The sequence below is a fragment of the Pseudomonas sp. TE50-2 genome, assembly GCF_040813665.1.
GTDB classification, from domain to species: Bacteria; Pseudomonadota; Gammaproteobacteria; order Pseudomonadales; family Pseudomonadaceae; genus Aquipseudomonas; species Aquipseudomonas soli.
Map to the genome: position 1 here is coordinate 5,344,979 of NZ_JBFNXN010000001.1, position 20,449 is coordinate 5,365,427.

19 protein-coding genes and 1 riboswitch are annotated in these 20,449 nt (G+C 66.3%); of the genes, 10 read left to right on the forward strand and 9 right to left on the reverse strand.

The window, feature by feature from the left end:
* Nucleotides 1-147: 147 nt before the first annotated feature.
* The 3 genes from AAHK21_RS24285 (at nucleotide 148) to AAHK21_RS24295 (ending at nucleotide 2,425) form a co-directional block, all read left to right on the forward strand.
* Nucleotides 148-1,020 (forward strand): helix-turn-helix domain-containing protein, encoded by an 873-nt coding sequence (locus AAHK21_RS24285; protein WP_217869444.1) that lies wholly within the window; start codon nucleotides 148-150, stop codon nucleotides 1,018-1,020.
* Between the two features lie 83 nt (nucleotides 1,021-1,103).
* Complete coding sequence (locus tag AAHK21_RS24290; protein ID WP_023631568.1) at nucleotides 1,104-1,505, forward strand: MerR family DNA-binding transcriptional regulator; 402 nt, start codon at nucleotides 1,104-1,106, stop codon at nucleotides 1,503-1,505.
* 20 nt (nucleotides 1,506-1,525) lie between these two features.
* On the forward strand, nucleotides 1,526-2,425 hold the full coding sequence (locus AAHK21_RS24295; protein ID WP_367858599.1) for a hydroxymethylglutaryl-CoA lyase: 900 nt from the start codon (nucleotides 1,526-1,528) through the stop codon (nucleotides 2,423-2,425).
* A gap of 538 nt (nucleotides 2,426-2,963) precedes the next feature.
* Here AAHK21_RS24295 and AAHK21_RS24300 read toward each other — a convergent pair.
* Together AAHK21_RS24300 and AAHK21_RS24305 are read right to left on the reverse strand one after the other, a co-directional pair.
* Nucleotides 2,964-3,494, reverse strand: coding sequence for an MgtC/SapB family protein (locus tag AAHK21_RS24300; RefSeq protein WP_046855407.1), 531 nt, complete (start codon nucleotides 3,492-3,494; stop codon nucleotides 2,964-2,966).
* 32 nt (nucleotides 3,495-3,526) lie between these two features.
* Nucleotides 3,527-6,403, reverse strand: coding sequence for an HD domain-containing phosphohydrolase (locus AAHK21_RS24305; RefSeq protein WP_367858600.1), 2,877 nt, complete (start codon nucleotides 6,401-6,403; stop codon nucleotides 3,527-3,529).
* A 312-nt stretch (nucleotides 6,404-6,715) separates the two neighbouring features.
* Between AAHK21_RS24305 and AAHK21_RS24310 the strand changes: the two genes are divergently transcribed.
* Nucleotides 6,716-6,892, forward strand: coding sequence for a hypothetical protein (locus AAHK21_RS24310; protein ID WP_367858601.1), 177 nt, complete (start codon nucleotides 6,716-6,718; stop codon nucleotides 6,890-6,892).
* A gap of 78 nt (nucleotides 6,893-6,970) precedes the next feature.
* Complete coding sequence (locus AAHK21_RS24315) at nucleotides 6,971-8,329, forward strand: 8-oxoguanine deaminase (protein ID WP_217869440.1); 1,359 nt, start codon at nucleotides 6,971-6,973, stop codon at nucleotides 8,327-8,329.
* A 5-nt stretch (nucleotides 8,330-8,334) separates the two neighbouring features.
* Here AAHK21_RS24315 and AAHK21_RS24320 read toward each other — a convergent pair whose 3' ends face one another.
* The 3 genes from AAHK21_RS24320 to AAHK21_RS24330 are packed head-to-tail and all read right to left on the reverse strand — an operon-like array spanning nucleotide 8,335 to nucleotide 10,304.
* Nucleotides 8,335-9,258 (reverse strand): ABC transporter substrate-binding protein, encoded by a 924-nt coding sequence (locus AAHK21_RS24320; RefSeq protein ID WP_367858602.1) that lies wholly within the window; start codon nucleotides 9,256-9,258, stop codon nucleotides 8,335-8,337.
* The gene (locus tag AAHK21_RS24325; protein WP_367858603.1) at nucleotides 9,251-9,985 is read right to left on the reverse strand and encodes a (2Fe-2S) ferredoxin domain-containing protein; all 735 of its coding nucleotides are present in this window, start codon (nucleotides 9,983-9,985) and stop codon (nucleotides 9,251-9,253) included. Before AAHK21_RS24325 ends, AAHK21_RS24320 begins: the two co-directional genes overlap by 8 nt.
* 4 nt (nucleotides 9,986-9,989) lie before the next feature.
* Nucleotides 9,990-10,304: a hypothetical protein gene (locus tag AAHK21_RS24330; RefSeq protein ID WP_367859045.1), complete on the reverse strand. Its 315-nt coding sequence runs from the start codon at nucleotides 10,302-10,304 to the stop codon at nucleotides 9,990-9,992.
* An 89-nt stretch (nucleotides 10,305-10,393) separates the two neighbouring features.
* Nucleotides 10,394-10,598, reverse strand: a riboswitch (cobalamin riboswitch).
* Nucleotides 10,599-10,734: 136 nt separating this feature from the next.
* On the opposite strand from AAHK21_RS24330, the gene AAHK21_RS24335 reads away from it, so the two are divergent.
* The 3 genes from AAHK21_RS24335 (at nucleotide 10,735) to AAHK21_RS24345 (ending at nucleotide 14,809) form a co-directional block, all read left to right on the forward strand.
* A complete protein-coding gene (locus tag AAHK21_RS24335) occupies nucleotides 10,735-11,124 on the forward strand; it encodes a DUF2946 family protein (RefSeq protein ID WP_038706229.1) in 390 nt (129 codons plus the stop codon).
* Nucleotides 11,125-11,195: 71 nt separating this feature from the next.
* A complete protein-coding gene (locus AAHK21_RS24340; protein ID WP_367858604.1) occupies nucleotides 11,196-13,349 on the forward strand; it encodes a TonB-dependent receptor in 2,154 nt (717 codons plus the stop codon).
* Nucleotides 13,350-13,354: 5 nt separating this feature from the next.
* Entirely contained in the window at nucleotides 13,355-14,809 is a 1,455-nt protein-coding gene (locus AAHK21_RS24345; RefSeq protein WP_367859028.1) for a PepSY domain-containing protein, read from the forward strand.
* A gap of 53 nt (nucleotides 14,810-14,862) precedes the next feature.
* Here the strand turns inward: AAHK21_RS24345 and ykgO are convergent, their stop codons facing one another.
* Nucleotides 14,863-15,009, reverse strand: a complete 147-nt coding sequence (gene ykgO / locus AAHK21_RS24350; protein WP_023632134.1) for a type B 50S ribosomal protein L36 — start codon at nucleotides 15,007-15,009, stop codon at nucleotides 14,863-14,865.
* 133 nt (nucleotides 15,010-15,142) lie between these two features.
* Here ykgO and AAHK21_RS24355 point away from each other — a divergent pair, with 133 nt between their 5' ends.
* Together AAHK21_RS24355 and alkB are read left to right on the forward strand one after the other, a co-directional pair.
* A complete protein-coding gene (locus AAHK21_RS24355; protein WP_367858605.1) occupies nucleotides 15,143-17,233 on the forward strand; it encodes a TonB-dependent siderophore receptor in 2,091 nt (696 codons plus the stop codon).
* An 81-nt stretch (nucleotides 17,234-17,314) separates the two neighbouring features.
* Complete coding sequence (gene alkB, locus AAHK21_RS24360; protein WP_367858606.1) at nucleotides 17,315-17,959, forward strand: DNA oxidative demethylase AlkB; 645 nt, start codon at nucleotides 17,315-17,317, stop codon at nucleotides 17,957-17,959.
* A 13-nt stretch (nucleotides 17,960-17,972) separates the two neighbouring features.
* Here alkB and AAHK21_RS24365 read toward each other — a convergent pair whose 3' ends face one another.
* Genes AAHK21_RS24365 through AAHK21_RS24375 form a run of 3 tightly spaced genes read right to left on the reverse strand, consistent with a single transcriptional unit; the run spans nucleotide 17,973 to nucleotide 20,422 of the window.
* A complete protein-coding gene (locus AAHK21_RS24365; RefSeq protein ID WP_367858607.1) occupies nucleotides 17,973-18,935 on the reverse strand; it encodes a LysR substrate-binding domain-containing protein in 963 nt (320 codons plus the stop codon).
* 57 nt (nucleotides 18,936-18,992) lie between these two features.
* Nucleotides 18,993-19,949: a peptidylprolyl isomerase gene (locus AAHK21_RS24370; protein ID WP_367858608.1), complete on the reverse strand. Its 957-nt coding sequence runs from the start codon at nucleotides 19,947-19,949 to the stop codon at nucleotides 18,993-18,995.
* Nucleotides 19,946-20,422 (reverse strand): YbjN domain-containing protein, encoded by a 477-nt coding sequence (locus tag AAHK21_RS24375; RefSeq protein ID WP_367858609.1) that lies wholly within the window; start codon nucleotides 20,420-20,422, stop codon nucleotides 19,946-19,948. The genes AAHK21_RS24370 and AAHK21_RS24375 overlap by 4 nt, the downstream gene beginning before the upstream one ends.
* Between the last annotated feature and the right edge of the window lie 27 nt (nucleotides 20,423-20,449).

The following is a 20,449-nucleotide window of genomic DNA, read 5'->3' on the forward strand; positions in this document are numbered from 1 at the left end:
TGGCAATGGCCGCGCATCTGCTGTTAGGGTTTGCACCTGTATTTTTACTGATGAAAAATGCGCAGAACGTGCTAAATCCGCTTTGAAAACTGCACTTTCTTGAAATTCGTTCGATTAACGGACAGGCCCCACCCCATGCACAGCCCCATGCACAGCCCCCTTCCCGGCATCCCGTTGTTCCAGCTGTATGGCGAGCACCGTGCCTGGCCGGATACCGACCTGCTGCACTGCGAGTCGATCCCGGCGCGCAGCCGTCTGCACCACTGGGAGATCAAACCGCACCGGCACGCCGAACTGTTCCAGCTGCTCTATGTGCAGCGCGGCGAGGCACAGGTGGAGATCGAGGGCGAACGCCGGGTGATTCGCGAGGCGGCGATCCAGGTGGTGCCGCCGCTGACTGTCCATGGTTTTCGCTTCAGTGCCGATATCCAGGGGCATGTGCTGACGTTCGGCACGGCCTTGGTGGTCGATCTGGAAAAGCGCCTGGGCGCCCCCCTGAGCGTGCTGGCGGCGGCGCGGTGCTACCCGCTGGGCAAGGACCGCGTGCGCCTGCACGGCCTGATCGACACGCTGCAGCAGGAGTACCAGGGCAGCGCCCCGGCCCGCGGCCCCATGCTGCAGGCACTGGTCACTGCGCTGATGGTGTGGATCAACCGCCAGCAAGCCGCCTTGCCAGCGCGCAGCCAGGACGAACGGGACCAGCAGTTGCTCGGCCGTTACCTGCGCCTGGTCGAGGCGCATTACCGCGAGCACCTTGCCGTGGACGATTTCGCCGCGCGCCTGGGCATCACCAGCCTGCTGTTGAACCAGCTGTGCCGGGCGCTGGCCGGGCAATCGGCGTTGCAGGTGATCCACCAGCGCCTGCTGCTCGAAGCACGGCGCAATCTTGCCTACACGCGCATGAGCATCGGCCAGTTGTCCGACAGCCTGGGGTTCAGCGACCCGACCTACTTTGCACGATTCTTCAAACGGCTCGACGGGCAGACGCCCAAGGCCTATCGCAAGTCCGTGAATGCCTGAGCGGGGCTGCGAGCACAGCCCTTGCTTGACGTATACGTCAACCTGGCATTAGGTTACTCGCATTCCCTCCCCCGAGCGCAAGCATGAGCAGCCAGACCTACAGCATCTCCGACCTGTCCCGCGAACTGGACATCACCACCCGCGCCATCCGCTTCTATGAGGAGCAGGGTCTGCTCAGCCCTGAACGACGCGGCCTGGAACGCATCTACTCGGCCCGCGACAAGGTCACGCTCAAACTGATCCTGCGCGGCAAGCGCATCGGTTTCTCGCTGGCCGAATGCCGTGAACTGATCGAACTCTACGACCCCTCCGGCGGCAACCAGAAACAGCTCACCAGCATGCTGGCGAAGATCGCCGAACGCCGCGCCCAGCTCGAACAGCAGATGCTCGACATCCAGCAGATGCACCTGGAGCTGGACACCGCCCAGGAGCGTTGCGAGCAGGCCCTGGCCGCCACCCTGAACCCGCCGCACACCCACCGTTGATCCGCCACAGGAAGCCCGCCATGTCATTGCCCAAGAATGTCCGCCTGGTCGAAGTCGGCCCGCGCGACGGCCTGCAGAACGAAGCCCAGCCCATCAGCGTCGCCGACAAGGTGCGCCTGGTGGACGACCTCACCGACGCCGGGCTCTCCTACATAGAAGTGGGCAGCTTCGTCTCGCCCAAATGGGTCCCGCAGATGGCCGGCTCCGGCGAAGTGTTCGCCGGTATCCGTCAGCGCGAGGGCGTCACCTATGCGGCGTTGGCGCCCAACCTGCGCGGTTTCGAGGATGCCCTGGCCGCCGGGGTGAAGGAAGTGGCGGTGTTCGCGGCGGCGTCCGAAGCGTTCTCCCAGCGCAACATCAATTGCTCGATCAGTGACAGCCTCAAGCGTTTCGAGCCGATCATGGAGTCTGCCCGCAGCCAGGGTGTGCGGGTGCGCGGCTATGTCTCCTGCGTGCTCGGCTGCCCCTACGAGGGACGCATCAGCGCCGAGCAGGTGGCACCGGTGGCCAAGGCCCTGCATGACATGGGCTGCTATGAAGTATCGCTGGGCGACACCATCGGCACCGGCACCGCCGGTGACACCCGCCGCCTGTTCGAGGTGGTCTCGGCCCAGGTGCCCCGCGCGCAGCTGGCCGGGCACTTCCACGACACCTACGGCCAGGCGCTGGCCAATGTCTATGCCAGCCTGCTCGAAGGCATCAGCGTGTTCGACAGCTCGGTGGCCGGCCTGGGCGGCTGCCCCTACGCCAAGGGCGCCACCGGTAACGTCGCCAGCGAGGATGTGGTGTACCTGCTGCAAGGGCTGGGCATCGAAACCGGCATTGACCTGGACCGGCTGATCGCCGCGGGCCTGCGTATCAGCGAAGTGCTCGGGCGCGCCACCGGTTCGCGGGTGGCGAAGGCCCGCGGCGTTCGCTGAGTCACACGCTTGTCACACAGGTGTGGGTGGAGTGTTACCGCCTACACGCTGTGCAGAAGAAAATCGGGTAACAGGGAAACAATTCGACAAATTTTCACGTGCCAATCCACTCTGCAAAATCACCAAGCCATTGATTTTAAAGGGTTTGTAAAAGTTGGCACGCCACCTGCTATATCTTTAGGCATAACAAGAACAAAAAACGCGATACCCAATAAAAACAACAGTAAACGGCTCTGACATAACAAGAACAACACGGCAGAGGCGTAGCAAGCAGATTTTTTTGGAGTCGACGTGCATTCCAGGGGTTACGGCCCCGCAACCTGGCAAGAACAATAAAACTACCTCCGAGGTAGCGGCAGTCAAGGTTGGATCACGTTGGATGAACGCAGGTCAGCGCTCAAAAAAATACGTTTGCTCTTGGCCCCGGTTGGGGGCCCCGCAGTGCAGAGACGACAGCCGACAAAAACAACAACAGGCCAGTCTCCAATAATAAGAAAAGAGCAGGCAACAACGCTTATGAGGGGAGCTTCGGCTCCCCTCAGTGCTTCCTGCCCTCCTCCTCCTCGCGCTTGTCCTCATGCTCACCTTCGACCTTTTCCACCAGCAACGGCATGCTCGCCAGCACCAGCAGCGCCAGCACCGTGCTGACCAGTGCCGTGGCCTCGCGCCCCATGCCGGCGGCCGTGCCGATGGCGGCGGTCATCCATAACCCGGCCGCGGTGGTCAGGCCCTTGACGTGACTGGTGTCGCGGCCATTGCCCTTGAGGATCGTGCCCGCGCCAAGAAAGCCAATCCCGGCGACGATGCCCTGGATCACCCGGCTCAACGCCTGCGCATCCGCCCCGGCCATGCTCGGCGCCAGGACGAACAAGGCCGCGCCCATGGACACCAGCATGTGGGTGCGCACGCCGGCCGACTTGCCCTTGCTCTCGCGCTCGAAACCCAGCACCGCCCCCAGCAAGGCCGCCATCAGCAGGCGGATGAGGATCCGGGAGACCTCGCGCGCGTCGGCAACATCGGCGAATTCGGTCTGCAACGCCGCCAGAAAGGCTTGCCAGAATGCTTCCATCGGATGCCTCCAGAGATCCCGCCGAACAGGTCTCAAGGAGTGTAGGTGGATTGCTCTGGCGTGAAACCCTGCAACTGCTCCAACCAGTACGCCACGTCCAGTTCGTCGATCTGCTCGGGGCGCAGGAAGCGCTCGGCATATTGCCGGTACACCCCGCTACTCAGGAACAAGCGCAGCAACTGCCCGTCGACATGCTTGTCCCGCGCCATGAACACCAGGATCTTCACCGACTCGGACAAGGTCTTCGGTGCCTTGTAGGGCCGGTCCGCCGCGGTCAGCGCCTCGAAGATGTCGGCGATCGCCATCACCCGCTCGGGGATGCTCAACGCCTCCTGGCCGAGCCTGCGCGGGTAGCCGCTGCCGTCCATCTTCTCGTGATGGTTGCCGGCGATTGACGGCACGCGCCTGAGTTGGCGCGGGAACGGCAGTGCGCTGAGCATGATGATGGTCTGCACGATGTGCTCGTTGATCTTGAAGCGCTCTTCATCGTTGAGCGTGCCGCGGCGGATCGACAGGTTGTACAGCTCGCCGTGGTTGCTGGCATGGGCCGGCAGGCGCATGTCGAAACCCCAGTGGTTGCGCGGGTCGTCCTTGGCCACCGGCGGCGTACGATCGCCCCAGGGCACCCGGTGCTCATCGCGGTCGGCAAGCAGGGGCTCGTCCACTGGCAAGGTTGCCGCCGAGGTGTCGGTGAACCGCTCCGCCTCATCGCGGGAGATGCCCAGGCGGTTGTCGAAGTGCCGCCGCCAGCGGCGCTGGCCGATAGTGCGCAGGCGGTCGATATCGGCCTCCTGCATGAACTCGCCACCGATGTTGGCGTTGGCGACGAAGGCGAACTCCTCCTGCAAGGTTGCCCGGCATGCCTCCAGCGTGCGCCGCAGCGCCGGCTCATCATCGCCGTTGGCCACGCCTTGCCAGTAGGCGACCTCGGCATCGCGCCAGAGCACCTCGAAGCGCATGCGCACCTCGTGGATGCGGTTGTACAAGGTCTCGAGCTTGGTCGCCTTGTCCACCACGTATTCGGGGCTGGTGATCTTGCCGCAGTCGTGCAGCCAGGCGGCCACGCGGAATTCGTAGCGCTCGGCCTCGCTCATGCTGAAATCGGCATAGGGGCCGCTGTCAGCCTGCACGGCCTGGTCCAGGAGCATCTGCGCCAGCTGCGGCACCCGTTCGCAATGGCCGCCGGTATAGGGGCTCTTGGCGTCAATGGCGTCGGCCAGCAACTTGATCATGGCGTCCAGCAGGCGCTGCTGGGCCTCGACCAGCTGGCGGGTCTCGATGGCCACGGCGGCGGCTCCGGACAGTTCCTCGACGAAGCGCTGGAACGGTTGGCCCACGGCCGCGTTCGCATCGGCGAGTTGCAGTACCAGGATGCCGAGCAGCGCCTGGCCGCGGTCGTTGAGCACCACCGCCAGGCTGCGCCCTTGCCATGCGAGGGCCTGGGTCACCGCGCTGGCCAGGTCTTGCCGCTCGCCTTCAGGCACCGCCAGTTCCTCGGGGTAGTCATGGCCGCGACTGGCGGCGGCCAGGCGCAACCGGGTGTTGTCGTCGTACAGATACACCGCACCGGCGCTGACGCCCGCTGCCGCCACCAGGTGATTGAGCACGCCGTCGAGCATGCCTTCGAGTTGGGTCTCGCGGCTGAGCGTGAGGGTGATCGCCTGGAAGTTGCGGATGGTGCCGGACATGCGGCTCAGCACCCGGCTCAGCTCACGCACTTCGGAGACCCGCGAGACAACGCCCACCTCACGGCTGAAATCGAAACTGGCCAGGCCCTGCACCTGCTCGGTCAGCCGGCGCAACGGACGGCCGATGCGCCGGCCCAGCAGCCCGCCGAGCAACAGCAACACGGCGGCCAGTGCCACTGCCCAGAGCAACTGCTCGAACAGCACCTTGCGCGCGCCGGCCAGCAGTTCGTGGGCCGGCACGGCGATCAACACCTGCAGGTGCTGTCCGGCCATGGAGGTAAGCGGCACGCGCATGCCGTACCAGGTCTGCCCCTCGACCTGGTACGGCTGCGGGCTCGCGCCCTGGGGCATGTCGGCGTAGATATGCGCAAGGCTGCCGATGCCCAGCTCGCCAATGCGCGACAGGCGCACGCTCTCACCCTCGCGCACGACCACCCGTTGCAGGTCGGGATAGGCCACCACGTTGCCCTGGTCGTCGACCACGGCGATCTCGGTGCCGGCGGTGATGCGCAGGTCACGGCTCTCGCTGGCCAGGTCGTTGACCGAGACATCCATGCCGATCACCGCGGTGCCCTCGGCGCTGCGCTGGGCCATGGTCAGGCCGATCTCGCGGGTGGTAAAGAACACGTAGGGGCGAGTGAGTACGGTCTCGGGCTGCGCGCTGGCTTCGATGAACCAGGGGCGTTGGCGTGGATCGTATTGGTAGTCGGGCTTGCCCTGGCGCTGCAACAGAGTCAGGGCCGGGTCATAGAAGCGCCACTCGCCCTGCATCGCGCCATCGGCGCCCTGGGTGACGGTCTGCACCAGGAACGCCGTGTCCGCCGGTGCCGCGAAGCGCTGCAACAGTTGCGGGTCGCGCAAGCGCCGGACCAGCAGGAATTCACCGTTTGGATAACCGACGTAGGCGGCGCTGAGCATGCGGTTGGCACGCAGGCTCTCGACCAGTTGCGGCAGTTGCTCGAGACGCTCGGCCAACGTGCTTGACGCCGGGCTGAAGGCCAGCAGGCGAATGCTGCTCTGCACCGGGTCGACCAGGCGCCGGGCGCGCTCGTCGATGGTTCGGCCGACCTGCTGGGCGGCATCGCCGGCGGCGGCCACCAGGGCCTGGCGCACGCCCAGGTAGCCTTGCCAGGCGAGGGCCGCGCCCAGCGCCAGCATGCCCAGCATGATCGCCAATGCCACCAGCCACTGCAGGGAAATGCTCCGGCCACGGTTGTTCATGGCCGTCTACCTCGAGCGGACGCCCGTCCAGCCTGCCCTATCAACACGCAGCCCATCCCAGGTACTCCCCGTGTGGCGATTTCCACAGTGTAATCAGCCCATGCGAACGTGCCGGCCCGAGATATCCGCTGGCAGCGAGACAGCCCGATAGTGGCACGACGCCATATATGACTGCATGCACTTTTTCGAAGCGATTGCAGGCCGTGGTTTGTCGAAACAATCCATCGTATACAAAACAAGCGAATTCTGTTTACACTGCCTCGCGCCTACGACAACGGTCATCGCCGTTGCGTATTGCGACAGGCTCAAGCCATGCGACATCCACTGCCGCCCGCCTTCACCGGGCATCCTTCCCGAATGCCGCTTGCCGCATTCGCCCTGTCACCGTCTGCCCACCTGCCCGATGCGCCCGCCATGGCGCAGCCTTGGCACGTGCGCGGTGAACCGTTCGCCCCTGTCATCGACGCCCGGCCACGCCGCCGCGCCTGACGGCCCTGGTGCGCCCGGCCCATGCACCAGGCGCCTCTCTACAATCAGAAAACACATCCCAAACGGGAGGGGACACACATGCCTAAGACCCTACTGGTCAAGAACGCCGAACTGCTGGTGACCATGGACGGCGAACGCCGTGAAATCAAACGCGGCGGCCTGTACATCGAAGACAACGTGATCCGCCAGGTCGGCCCCAGTGAAACACTGCCGCAAAACGCCGACGTGATCCTCGACATGACCGGCAAGGTGGTCATCCCCGGCCTGGTCAACACCCACCACCACATGTACCAGAGCCTTACCCGTGTGGTGCCGGCAGCCCAGGACGGCGAGCTGTTCAACTGGCTGACCAACCTCTATCCGATCTGGGCGCGGCTGACCCCGGAGATGATCGCGGTCTCGACCCAGACGGCCATGGCCGAACTGATCCTCTCGGGCTGCACCACCTCCAGCGACCACCTGTACATCTACCCCAACGGCTGCAAGCTCGACGACAGCATCCACGCCGCCGAGGAAATCGGCATGCGCTTCCATGCCGCTCGCGGCAGCATGAGCGTCGGCCGCAGCCAGGGTGGCCTGCCGCCGGACTCGGTGGTGGAAAAGGAAAGCGACATCCTCAAGGAATCCCAGCGCCTGATCGAGGACTACCACGACGCCAGCCATGGCTCGATGCGGCGCGTGGTGGTGGCGCCCTGCTCGCCGTTCTCGGTGAGCCGCGACCTGATGCGCGAAGCAGCGGTGCTGGCCCGCGAGTACGGCGTGTCGCTGCACACCCACCTGGCCGAGAACGTCAACGACATCGCCTACAGCCGCGAGAAGTTCGGCATGACTCCGGCCGAATACGCCGAGGACCTGGGCTGGGTCGGCCACGATGTGTGGCATGCCCACTGCGTGCAACTCGACCAGCACGGCATCGAGCTGTTCGCCCGCACCGGCACCGGGGTCGCCCACTGCCCGTGCTCGAACATGCGCCTGGCCTCAGGCATCGCGCCGATCCGCAAGATGCGCGACCACGGCGTGCCGGTGGGGCTGGGGGTCGATGGTTCGGCATCCAACGACGGCGCCAGCATGATCGGCGAGGTACGCCAGGCCTTGCTGCTGCAACGGGTCGGCTTCGGCCCGGATGCGATGACCGCCCGCGAAGCGCTGGAAATCGCCACCCTGGGTGGTGCCAAGGTACTCAACCGTGACGATATCGGTGCCCTGGCACCGGGCATGGTCGCCGACTTCGTGGCCTTCGACCTCGGCCATGTGGCTTATGCCGGCGCCCTGCACGACCCACTGGCGGCGCTGGTGTTCTGCACCCCGACCCACGTCGACACCAGTGTGATCAACGGACGTGTGGTGGTTCAGGACGGGCGCATCACTACCGTCGACCTGCCAAGGGTGCTGGAGCGTCATAACCAGTTGGCGCGTCAGTTGGTCATCGGCGAGTAGGCCGGCTATGGAACAGCCATCCCCCTGAGCCGCTGCGCCAGTTCCAGGGCCACCCGCCCGCTGGCCGGCGTGGGCATCAGTTGGGTGAACGGGATATCGATCATGCGCTTCTCGCGCACCGCCCGCAGGCTCGAAAGCACCGGGTCGCGGGTCAGCAGCTGACGCTTGCGGCTGGCCGGCGACCACAGGGCGTCGGCCAGCAGGATCACGTCGGGGTCGCTGCTCAGCAGCGCCTCGCGGTTGATCGTCACGCGGTACTGGTCGATCCCGGCAAGCACATTGCGCGCCCCGGCGGCGGCCAGCAGCGGCGTGACGAACCCACGTCCGCCCTCGCTGTCCAGCCCCCGCACCTCGCTGTCGAGGTAGAACACCGACAGTGGCTTGCCGCTGGGTGCGATCGCCCTGGCCTGCGCCAGGTCGGTCTCCATCGCCTCGATCAATGCCTGCGCCCTCGCCTGTCTGCCCAACAGCTCGCCAAGCACAGTCAGGTCACGCCGGACATGGCCGTAGTAGTCCAGCGAGTGACCGTTACAGGCCGACTCGAGCAGGTAGGTGGCAATCCCGTTGCCGGCCAATCTGCTGCGCGAGGTGATCCCATCGCCAAAGGCCGTGGCGAATCCACCGACCACCAGGTCCGGCCTTTGCGCGTACAACACTTCGCTGGCCGGATACTCCCGGGCGATCACCGGCACACCCTGGTAGCGGCCCTGCTTGTAGGCGGCGCCGTTGTCGTCCAGGTAGGCCACCCCGACCATCGACGGCCCCGCGCCAAGAGCGAGCAGCAGGTCGGCCGCGTGCTGGTTGAGGGCGACGATACGCGCAGGCGCCGCAGCGAGCCGTTGCCAGTCCTGCCCGCAGTTGCGATAGCTGTCGGCCAGGGCCGGTGTGCCACAGCACACGGCCAGCGACAGCAGCCAGGCTTTACGCATCGCACGCCCCTCCCTTGATCAACAGTCCTTCGGCGATCCTTGCGCCCTCTAGATGCGTTTCCACCAATTCCTCCACCTCCCGATCATCACGTACCCGATACCAGCAGCCGTCCGGGTGCACCGTCAACACGGGCCCCAGGTTGCAGGGAAACTGGCAACCGGTGCGGGTCAGCAGCACGCCGCCCGGGGTCTCAATCAGGTCACGCTCCAGCAGCAGCCGGCGCAGGCGTTTCCACAACGGCAAGGCGCCGCGCCGCACGCAGCGGGGGCCGGTGCAGAGGAACACCTGACGGGCATGCTCGGGCACCCGCGACCAGTCCGGGTCGCTGGCCACCGCGTTGACCTGGTCGCACGCCAGGTGACGGGCAGGTTCTCCGATGCTGGCACAGGCCACTCGCGCATCCAGGCCGCGCCGCCCCAGGGCCTGGGCCGTGACCCAGACGCCGGCCCGAGCTTGCGCCAGGCGCCCCAGCTCATCGCGCAGCCAGTCAAGGTAGGCGCTGTCCGAGGTGGGTTCCAGGTCCACCACCAGCAGGCGTTCCACGCCCTGGTCGAGGGCCTCGCGGATCACCGCCCAGAGCCCGTCGAAACCCTCCAGGGTGTCGACGATATCCCGGCCCGCCTCTTGGCCACGCAGGTCGCGAATCTCGGCGCCGAAAGCTTCGGCCGCCGAGCCGCCACCCAGGCCGGGGCCGACGAACAACACGCGCTGGTAGTCCATGCTCACGCCCTCAGAAGGTGTAGGTGTAGCGCAGTTCGCTGGTGAACGGCCGCCCGAGGTTGTCGACGTTGCTCGCCCGACTGGTGACATAGTCGCGGTCAAACAGGTTCTCCACCAGCAGGCTCAGCCGGTGCTGGCGGGCGCCGTCCAGGTAGCGGTAGGCATCGGCGTCGACCGTGGTCGACTCCAAGGACGGCGCGGCGACGATCTGCTGGTCGAGGATCAGGGGGGTGTTTTCGGCCAGTGCCAGGGGGCTGGCCAGGCAGCCCAGGAACAAGGTCCGGGCCTTGGGGAAGCGACGTCGGGAGTGAATCACAGCAATCATGCTCTTCTCGAAAGTGACTTTCGCAGAAGCACGCAGGAGCACGGATCGCGCACACGCCAATACCGGCCCATGCCCGCCCACCGCAGGAGTTTGCCTACTACATTCCAGGCCGGTCTCCGGGCTCGCAAGACAAGATGTCTTCACCTTCCCATGACGCGGGGGCCACAGTGGTCTGTCGAAGGCATCACTTGCATACCGTTGCGGGGGCAGCACCGGACTGGCGCGAAGCGCGTACCGGTTTCCCGTTTCACCCCATGCGCGGCGGCATGGGACACCTGAAATCGGTCGGCATCAGAACACCTGGCGCCGAGAGGCGTCAAGCGAGGCGGGTGAATCGTTTCGAATGTTTTTTATCGGCCGTTCACTCTAGGCAGATGTGTCAAAAGTTGTAGAATCCGCACGCCTAACCCATTCCCTTCGAGCTTTACCGATGAAGCTGGCCCGCCACACACGATCGCAAGTCGCCTGGGTGCTGTATTTCAGCATCCTGTTCGGCTCGTTGCTGTGCGCCATGGGCCATGGGCAGATGGCCGGGCTGCGCCTGGCCGGCCTCGACGACGCCGCCTGGTGCGCGGCCGACAGCAGCGGCGTGTTCAAGGGCGACCAGGACATCACCGACCCGGTGCTGCCCGCCGGCGGCGACTGCGTGATCGCCAGCCTGTTCAGCGCAATCCTGCTGGCGGTATTCTTCGGCTTGCTGGCGCTGCTCGCCGGGGAGTCGAGCAAACCCTTACCCAGACAACCCGCGCCACGGCTGCCCAAGCAGCGCTGGCCACTGGTCAACCCCCGCGCCTCCCCCGCTTCGCTTCTCGCGTTCTGACATCGCCACGTCCTCGAACTGCCTGATCGGCAGCGGGCGTGCGCTCATTGATTTCAGCCAGGAAGCCTTGCATGTTCCGCATGACCACTCTGGCGCTGCTCGTTGGCAGCGCAACCTGCGCCTGGGCGCAGGACGACACCCTCACCCTGCCCGCCAGCAACGTCACGGCCACGGCCGACCAAGCCAAGGAAGCGACCAGCCTCGACCTCGACCGCCCCATCGAAAGCGGCTCACGCCTGAACCTCAGCGCCCGCGAGAACCCCGCCTCGGTCAGCGTCGCCGACCGCAAGACCATGCAGCGCATCGGCGCGCGCAACTTCCAGGACGCCGCCAATGCGCTGCCCGGAGTCAACGCCTCGGCACCGCCCGGCTGGGGCGGCTACGTGTCGTATCGCGGCTTCAACGGCGCCCAGGTCAGCCAGCTGTTCAACGGCATCAACCTGCAGTACGGCGCCGCCGGCCGCCCGGTCGGGGCATGGATCTACGACCGTGTCGAACTGCTCGGCGGGCCGTCGTCGTTCCTCAACGGCAGCGGCGCCGTCGGCGGCAGCCTGAACATGATCACCAAACTGGCCAACCGCGACGAGGACACCTTCGAGGGCCGCGTCAGCTATGGGCGCTACGACACGATGGAAACCTCGGTCGGCTTCAACAAGGCGCTCAACAGCGGTGACGGCCCGCGCCACTACGCGCGGCTCGACTACAGCCGCACCAGCACCAATGGCTATATCGACCGCCAGGAGAACGGGGCCGGCAACCTGGCCTTCTCGCTGCTCAGCGACATCAACGACCAGCTGTCGCACACCCTGGCCATCGAGTATCTCGAAGAGAAGGAAGACAGCCCCTACTGGGGCGCGCCGGTGCTGCAACCGGCCAGCGGCACCCTGCATATCGACAAGCACCACCGTTTCGACAACTACAACGTCGAGGACGGCCGCTACGAGCAGCGCACCCGCTGGCTGCGCTCGATCACCGACTACCGCATCGACGACAGCAACCAGTTGCGCAACACCTTCTACCACTACAACGGCCAGCGCGATTACCGCAACCTCGAGGTGTACCGCTACAACCCCGGCAACACCGCCATCGCCCGCTCCGGCGGCTACCGCCAGCGCCACGACCAGGAGGTCAACGGCAACCGCGTCGAGCTGACCCACCAGGGCCAGCTGTTCGGCCTGGCCAGCGACTGGGCGTTCGGCGTGGACTACAACCGCAACCAGCAGACCGCCTATCCGTTGTCCAAGGGCGCGTTCGACAGCATCGATCCCAACGGTTTCCAGCCCGGCCACTTCCTCGACATCCCTGGCATGGACGCGCCACGCGCCAAGGGGCGCAGCACCACGACCGACACCACTGCGGGCTTCGTCGAGAACCGTACCCGCCTGACCGACCAGCTGTCGCTGGTCACCGCGCTGCGCTACGACCATATCGACTTCGACGTGGTCGACCACGTGACCCGGGCCAAGCTGAATCGGCGCTGGGATGCCTTCACCGGGCGCCTGGGGCTGGTCTACGACCTGACCTCCAATATCAGCCTGTACACCCAGTACAGCACCTCGGCCGAACCGCCAGGGGGCTCGCTCACCGGCGCGTCGATCAGCCAGGTCGGCGACTTCGACCTGAGCACCGGCAGGCAGGTGGAAGTGGGCAGCAAGTTCGACTTCCTCGACGGGCGCGGCTCGGCCACCGCGGCGGCCTACCGCATCGTGCGCAAGAACATCTCGGTGCCCTCCTCGACCGTGCCCAACACCACCGAGCAGGCCGGCCAGCAGACCTCCACCGGCATCGAGCTGGCGGCGTCGTTCAAGGTCACGCCCAAACTGCTGGCGGCAGGCAACTTCAGCTGGGTCAACGCCGAATACGACGAGTTCAACGAGACCATCGGCGGCGTGGTGTACTCGCGCAAGGGCAAGAACCCGGTGAACATCCCGGACCGGGTGGCCAACCTCTGGCTGACCTACGACCTGGCGCCGGGCTGGCAGGTCGGCGCCGACGCCCGCTACGTCTCGGCGGTCTACGCCAACACCGCCAACACCCAGTGGGTGCCTTCGTACACCGTCTACGGGCTGTCGATGACCCACGACCTGGACCAGCACGTGCAACTCAGCGCCCGCCTGCGCAACCTCACCGACGAAGTCTACGCCCGCTTCATCCACCAGACCAACACCCAGTACTACCTGGGTGAGCCGCGCAGCCTGGAAGTCGCTGTGCAGTGGCGCTACTGATGGGCCTGAAACGCCAGCTGTACCTGTGGCATCGCTGGCTGGGCATCGTCGCCTGCCTGTTCATGGCGCTGTGGTTCGTCTCCGGGGTGGTCATGCTGTATGTCGGCTACCCCAAGCTGACCACGGCCGAGCGCCTGGCTCACCTGCCGGCCTTGCCGGCGGGATGCTGCGCCGAGTTGCCGGCGCAATGGGCTGAGCAGCCGTTGAAGGCGCTGCGCCTGACCAGTCTGGGCGGGCAACCGTACTATTTGCTGGAGCTGGTGGACGGTCGCCGCGTCACCCTCGATGCAGCCAACGGCGCGCCCCTGGCCAACGCCGACGCGGCCTGGGCCCTGGCCAATGCCCGGCAGTACGCCGGTAGCGCGGCATTGGCTTACCAGGGCACGCTGGACGAGGACATGTGGACCCACTCCCGGGCCCTGGACAGCGATCGTCCCTTGCACCGGGTGCAAGTGGACGATGCGGCCGGCACCTGGCTGTATCTGTCCGGGCGCACCGGCGAGGTGGTGCGCGATGCGAGCGGCCGTGAGCGCGCCTGGAACTGGGTCGGCGCCTGGTTGCACTGGCTCTATCCGTTGCGCGGTGGCCTGGGCTTCGACAATGGCTGGCGCACCCTGGTGATCGGCCTGTCACTGCTCGGCACGCTGATGGCGCTCATGGGCATCGCGGTGGGCATCCTGCGCCTGCGCTTGCGCAAGCCTTACCGTAGCGGATCGTGCAGCCCCTACCCCGGCGGCTGGCTGCGCTGGCACCACATCGGCGGGCTGCTGTTCGGTGGGGTGCTGGCGCTGTGGGTGTTCAGCGGGTTGATGTCGATGCGCCCCTGGGGCGTGACCGACAGCCGCTCGCAGATCGCCTTGCAGCAAGCGCCGCTGCGCGCCGCCGACCTGCAGTTGCCGATTGCCACGGCCCTGGCCCGCTTGCGCGACGAAACAGGGTTCGATGCAGTGGAGCTGCAGTGGCAACGCCTGGCCGGCGTCACCTATGCCGTGGCCCGCAGCGCCGACGGCAACAGCCGCATCCTTGAAGCACACGCCCCGCCGGCGCGTACCTTCAGCCGGGAAAGGCTGCTGGCGGCCGCGCAAGCGATGGCTCCAGGGGTGACGGTGGAGGATGACTGGCAGAGCACCTATGACTTCCACTACTTCGCCCGCGAGCCACAGAGCATGTACGGATCCCAAGCGCGCCCACTGCCCGTGCTGCGCCTGCGCTTCGCCGACGCGGCGGGCACCTGGGCCTACCTGGACCCTGCCAGCGGCACGCTGGTGGCCAGCCACGACCGGGCGCAACGTGCCGGGCGCTGGTTGTTCAACCTGTTGCACAGTTGGGATTGGCAACCGCTGCTGGCGCGGCCGCTGTTGCGCGAAGGGTTGATCATCGGCCTGAGTAGCGGCGGCCTGGTGATAGCCCTCAGTGGTGTGGTACTGGGCTGGCGACGCCTGCGCAGGACTCTTCGCTAGCGTCATTGGGGCTGCTGTGCAGCCCCTTTCGCCTGACTGACAGCCATTGACGGCTACCCGCGCTTTTTCTTCACCCCGCCCTGCCTGGCCTTGAACCGGGGATTGGACTTGCAGATCACATAGATCCGACCACGGCGCTTGACCACCTGGCAGTCACGATGACGGCGCTTGGCCTGCTTGAGTGAGGACAGTACTTGCATGAGAACCTCCGGATACGTAATAACATAACATTAACGCAAATCATTCTCATCGCGCAACCGCCCTGTCACACCTTCTTCTGGCGATGATTGAAGCGATAATGTAATGTTATTACATATTTAACGGAGATCCCCCTTGAACCCTCGCGCTCCCCTTCTGGCCGGCCTGACCCTGGGCCTGTTCGGTCAACCGCTCGCTGCGGCCCAACCCCTGGTGCTGGACGAAACCTCGATCACCGACGCCTACCTCGAAGAGCGCGCCGACGGCCCGGTCCAGGGTTATCGGGCCACCCGCTCGGCCACCGCCACGCGCACCGACACCGATATCCGCGACACCCCGCAGAGCATCGAAGTGGTGCCGGCCCAGGTACTCAAGGACCTCAACAGCACCCGCATCGACCGCGCCCTGGACTTTGCCGGCGGCGTGTCGCGGCAGAACAACTTCGGCGGCCTGACCTTTCTCAACTACAGCGTGCGCGGCTTCACCACGGGGGAGCTGTACAAGAACGGCTTCGCCGTCAACCGCGGCAGCTACAGCGCGCCCGACACCTCCAGCATCGAGCGCATCGAGGTGCTCAAGGGCCCGGCCGCGAGCCTCTATGGGCGGGGCGATCCCGGCGGGCTGGTCAACATCGTCAGCAAGCGCCCCCAGGCCGAGACATTCAGCACCGTGAACCTGAGCGCCGGCAGCTGGGACCGCTACCGCGGCACGCTGGACGCCAACGCGCCGCTGGACAGCCAAGGCAACCTGCTGGGCCGGGTCAACCTGGCGGTGGAGGACAACGGCAGCTTCCGCGATCACGTCAACAGCGAGCGGCGGATCGTCAGCCCGTCGCTGAGCTGGCAGCTGTCGCCCGACACCCGCCTGCTGCTGGACACCGAGTTCTCCCGCACCGAATCGGTGTTCGACCGCGGCATCCCGGCGGTCAATGGCCAGATGGGCTCGGTGCCGCGTTCGGCGTTCATGGGCGAGCCCAACGACGGCAAGATCCGCAACGACAACCAGACCGTCGACCTGGCCCTGGAGCACTTCCTTGACGACAACTGGAAGCTGCGCCTGGCCAACCACTACACCCAGGGCACACTGAAGGGCAACAGCTCCGAGCCCCAGGCCCTGGTCGGCAACACCCTCACACGCTTCTATCGCGAGCGCGACTTCGAGTGGAACGACAACATCACCCAAGCCGAACTGCACGGCCAGTTCGAGCTGCTCGGCTGGCAGCACCAGAGCCTGATCGGCCTGGAATACGAGAACTACCGCAACAGCCAGAAGTACCCGCAGAGCGCGACCCTGGCCAGCTACGGCCTGGACATCCGCAACCCGGTACACGGCAAGCCCAAGCCGGCCCTCACCCGCGCCAATGACTTCTTCGAACGCACCGAAAGCCATTCCCTCAACCTGCAGGACCAGATCGCCTTCAGCGAACGCCTGCGCGGCCTGCTCGGGGTACGCCTGGAGCGCATCGAGCAGACCTCGCAGAACCGCAGCAGCGGCATCAGCAACAGCCAGGCCAAGGATGTCGCCACGCCCCGCGTCGGCCTGCTGTACCAGCTGACGCCACAGGTCGGCGTGTTCGCCAACGCCTCGACCTCGTTCAAGCCCAACACCATCGGCACCCAGGGGCAGGTGTACAAGCCCGAGAAAGGCATCGGCTACGAGACCGGCCTGAAGCTCGACCTGTTCGACAGCCGCCTGGGCGCCACGGTGGCGCTGTTCCATATCGACAAGGAGAACGTCATCACCACCGATGCCCTGGGCGAGAGCATCGCGGCCGGCAAGGCGCGCAGCCAGGGCCTGGACCTGCAGTTCAGCGGCCAGCTCAGCGAGGCGGTGCGGGTGATCGGCGCCTATGCCTACATCGATGCCGAGGTCACCAAGGGCGATGCCAGCCTGCCCAAGGGCAGCGACCTGCTGGGCATTGCCCGTAACAGCGGCAGCGTGATGGGCGTGTATGAGTTCCAGAATGGCGCCCTGCGCGGTTCGGACCTGGGCGCGGCGTTCAACTATGTCGGCGAGCGCTCCGGTCAGGCCGGCAGCGCTTTCACCCTGCCCTCGTACAGCACGGTCGACCTGCTGGCGCACTACAAGGCGAGCGAGCAGGTCACCGTGGGCCTGAACCTCAACAACCTGTTCGATCGCAAGTACTACGAGCGCTCATACAACAGTTCATGGGTGTTGCCGGGCGAGCCGCGCAATGTCAGTGTCAGCCTGACGCTCAGCCTCTGAGGCCGGCGCAGTGGCTCGCGATGCCCCACGCACCGGGGCATCGCGATACACTGTGCGGACACCACCCAAGCAGCCCCTGGCATGATCCAGTCCGATCTCGATCTGTTCGACGCACACCCCCAGCAGCTGGCCGCGCACACCACGCTGCTGCCAGGTTTCGCCCTGGCGGAGCTCGAGCCCCTGCTCGATGCCTTGCGCCCGGTGCTGCGCGCGGCGCCGTTTCGCCACATGCAGACCCCCGGCGGCCTGCGCATGGCCGTGGCACTGAGCAATTGCGGCGCGCTGGGTTGGGTCAGCGACGCAAGCGGCTATCGTTACTCCGCCACCGACCCGGTCAGTGGCAAGCCCTGGCCTGCCCTGCCCCGGGTGCTGGTCGAGCTGGCTTCGCGCGCCGCCGCCCAGGCCGGTTTCGACGGCTTCGTGGCGGATGCCTGCCTGATCAACCACTACCTGCCGGGTACCCGCCTGAGCCTGCATCAGGACCGCGACGAGCAGGACTACGCCCAGCCGATCGTCTCGATCTCGCTGGGCCTGCCCGCAGTGTTCCTGTTCGGCGGGCTGCAACGCTCGGACCGTACCCGGCGCATCCCGCTGAACCACGGCGACGTGCTGGTGTGGGGCGGCGAGGACCGCCTGCGCTTTCATGGCGTGCTGCCGATCAAGCCTGGCGTGCATCCGCGCATGGGCGAACGGCGGATCAATCTGACGCTGCGCAAGGCCGGCTGATCCTAGGCTGCCCCTAACGGCCGGCAAACCATTCCCGGCGTTCCTCGAACGCGGCCCTGATCGCCCCGACCATCACCTGCACCAACGGGTCGGCTTCGGTGCGCTCATCGACCGCCAGCCACACGCGCCGGCGCATCGGCTCGCGGAACAACCCCGGCAAGGCCAGCAGGCCACGATCCAGATGTGCCGCGTAGTGCGGCAGCAAACCGACACTGGCGCTGCACTTGATCAGCTGGCAGTACATCTCGTAGTCCTGGATCTGCGTCACGCCGGCCGAGCGGGTGCTCAACAGCGCCTGCCAGGGCGTCAACGCCTGCACGCCGACCTCGCCTTGCCATTGCACCAGCATGTAGTCCTGCAGGTGCGCCAGGCTGGTCGGGCGGTTGGCCTCGCGGGCATAACGCTTGGCGATATGCGGCAGGTACTCGAGGGTGGCCAGGGCTTCGGCGGTGCTGTCGGCAAAACAGCCGCTGCGGGCGCCCTGGTCAAGGTCGCCCAGCCATAGCGCCACATCCACGGCCTGCTCGGGTACCTGACGACCATCGAGCGTGGCCACCTCCAGGCGCATGCCGGCATGCTGGCGCACGAAGTTGATCAGGTTGCGGCCCAGCAGGTCCTGCAGCAGTGGTTCGGCCACGGCCAGGCGCACACTGGCGCTGGCTTCCCGCGGCGGTGGCACCACCGGTTCGCGGGCCTGGAGCACCTGCTGCAGGCGCTCGCCCTGCTGGCTGAGCACCGGGTTGTTGTTGCGGTTGACGAACAGGCTGTAGCCCAGGCGTGCCTCCAGCGCCGCCAGGCGCTTGCGCAGGGCCACCGGTTTGAGGTTGAGCCGCCGCGCCGCCTGCATGAAACAACCGCAGCGCGCGGTGACCAGAAAACAGTTCAGGGTCTGTTCGTCCAGGGCCAGCGGCACCTGGGGGCGAACGACGGGCACGCTGGTATCCGGGGCTCGCCCCCGGGACAGATCGATAGGCATCCCTCGCCTCCCGCGGGCCCGCCTTGGCAGGCCCGCTTCTTCCATGGTTGTAGGCGACTAGCGGCTGCTTTCCAGCACCTGGTTGAGCGCCGCGCCGTCGATGCTGAGGGTGGCAGTGTCGAACATGCCCTCGACATAGGCCTTGGCCACCTGCTCCTGGCGCTGGGCACGCAGCACCTGGCGCAGGCGCGGGGCCACCTCGTCGAAGGTCGCCGCCCGGGCCGGCTGCTGTTCCACCAGCTTGATGATGTGATAGCCCGCCGCGCTCTGCACCGGCTCGCTGACGCTGCCCACCTTGAGTTTCGGCACCACCCCGCGCACCTCCGGCAACAGTTGCGCCAAGGCCTGCAGGCCGGTATCGCCGCCGTTGGCGGCGGTGCCGGCATCCTGCGAATGCTCGCGGGCCAATGCGCCAAAGTCCGCATCCGCGGCCTGGGCCTGCTTGGCCAGGGCCACGGCCTGCTTGCGCACGGCCTCGTCATCCTTGGGGTTCTCCACCCGCAGGAAGATCTGGCTCAGGCGATAGCGTGCCGGCAGTTGCAAACCAGCCTTGCCTGCCTCGTAGGCCTGCTTGAGCTCGGCTTCAGTGGGGTAGTCGTCGGGTACCTTGCTCACCGAGTCGAGGTAGTCGCGCAAGACGATCTGCTCGGTGGCCGCGCGGGTCTGCACCTGGATCTCCGGACGCTGCAGCCAGCCTTGGGCCTCGGCCTGCTGGTACAGGGCCTTTTCCGCCAAGCGGGCGCGGATCCAGGCCTCCAGTGCTGGCCGGTCGCCGCGCAGGCTGGCGCGGGACTCTTCGGGCAACTGGGCGAACAGCGCCTTGAGTTCGCCGCTGCCCACCTGTTGCTCGCCAAGGCGCGCCAGCACCGGGCCGTTGTCGGTGGCCACCAGGGTGGCGGGCGAAGCCGGGCGCGCCGCCGCCACCGGCTCGTCGCCCGGGCGCAAGGCCAGGGCGACCGCCACTGCGACAACGGCCAGCGCGCCAGCGCCGGCCCACAGGGTTCGCGCCGTCACGAAGCGCTCACCGCATCGCCGGCCACCTGCTCGGGCGCCGTTTCGGCGACATTGCGGCTGTAGTCGCGCAGGTAGACGATGAACTCCTGCAGCAGGCGATCCCACAGCAACAGGCTGCCAAGCAGGTGTTTCTCGCTGACGCCGTCGGCAACCACCACGTCCTTCTCCATCACCAGGAACTCGCCCTGCACCGACAGGCGGGCGAAACGGCGCGTGGCGTTCCAGCGCTCGGCCAGGCCCGCGGGCAGCTCGCCCTGGATACGCAGCGCGCAACTGAAGGTGAAATCGAGGAACTCGCCTTCCTGGTTCAGCGCCCGGTTGCCGAAACGTACGGCGTAACCCACGCCCTGGCTGGCGCTGAGCAACTGCACCACGGCATTCTGCTCGGTGCGATTGACCCGGCAGCCGGCATCCTGCAGCAGCTTGGTCAGGGAGTCGGCGCTAACGGTTTCGATCAGGGTGACTTCGGTCATGTGCTTACTTCCTTGCGTTGAGAAAAC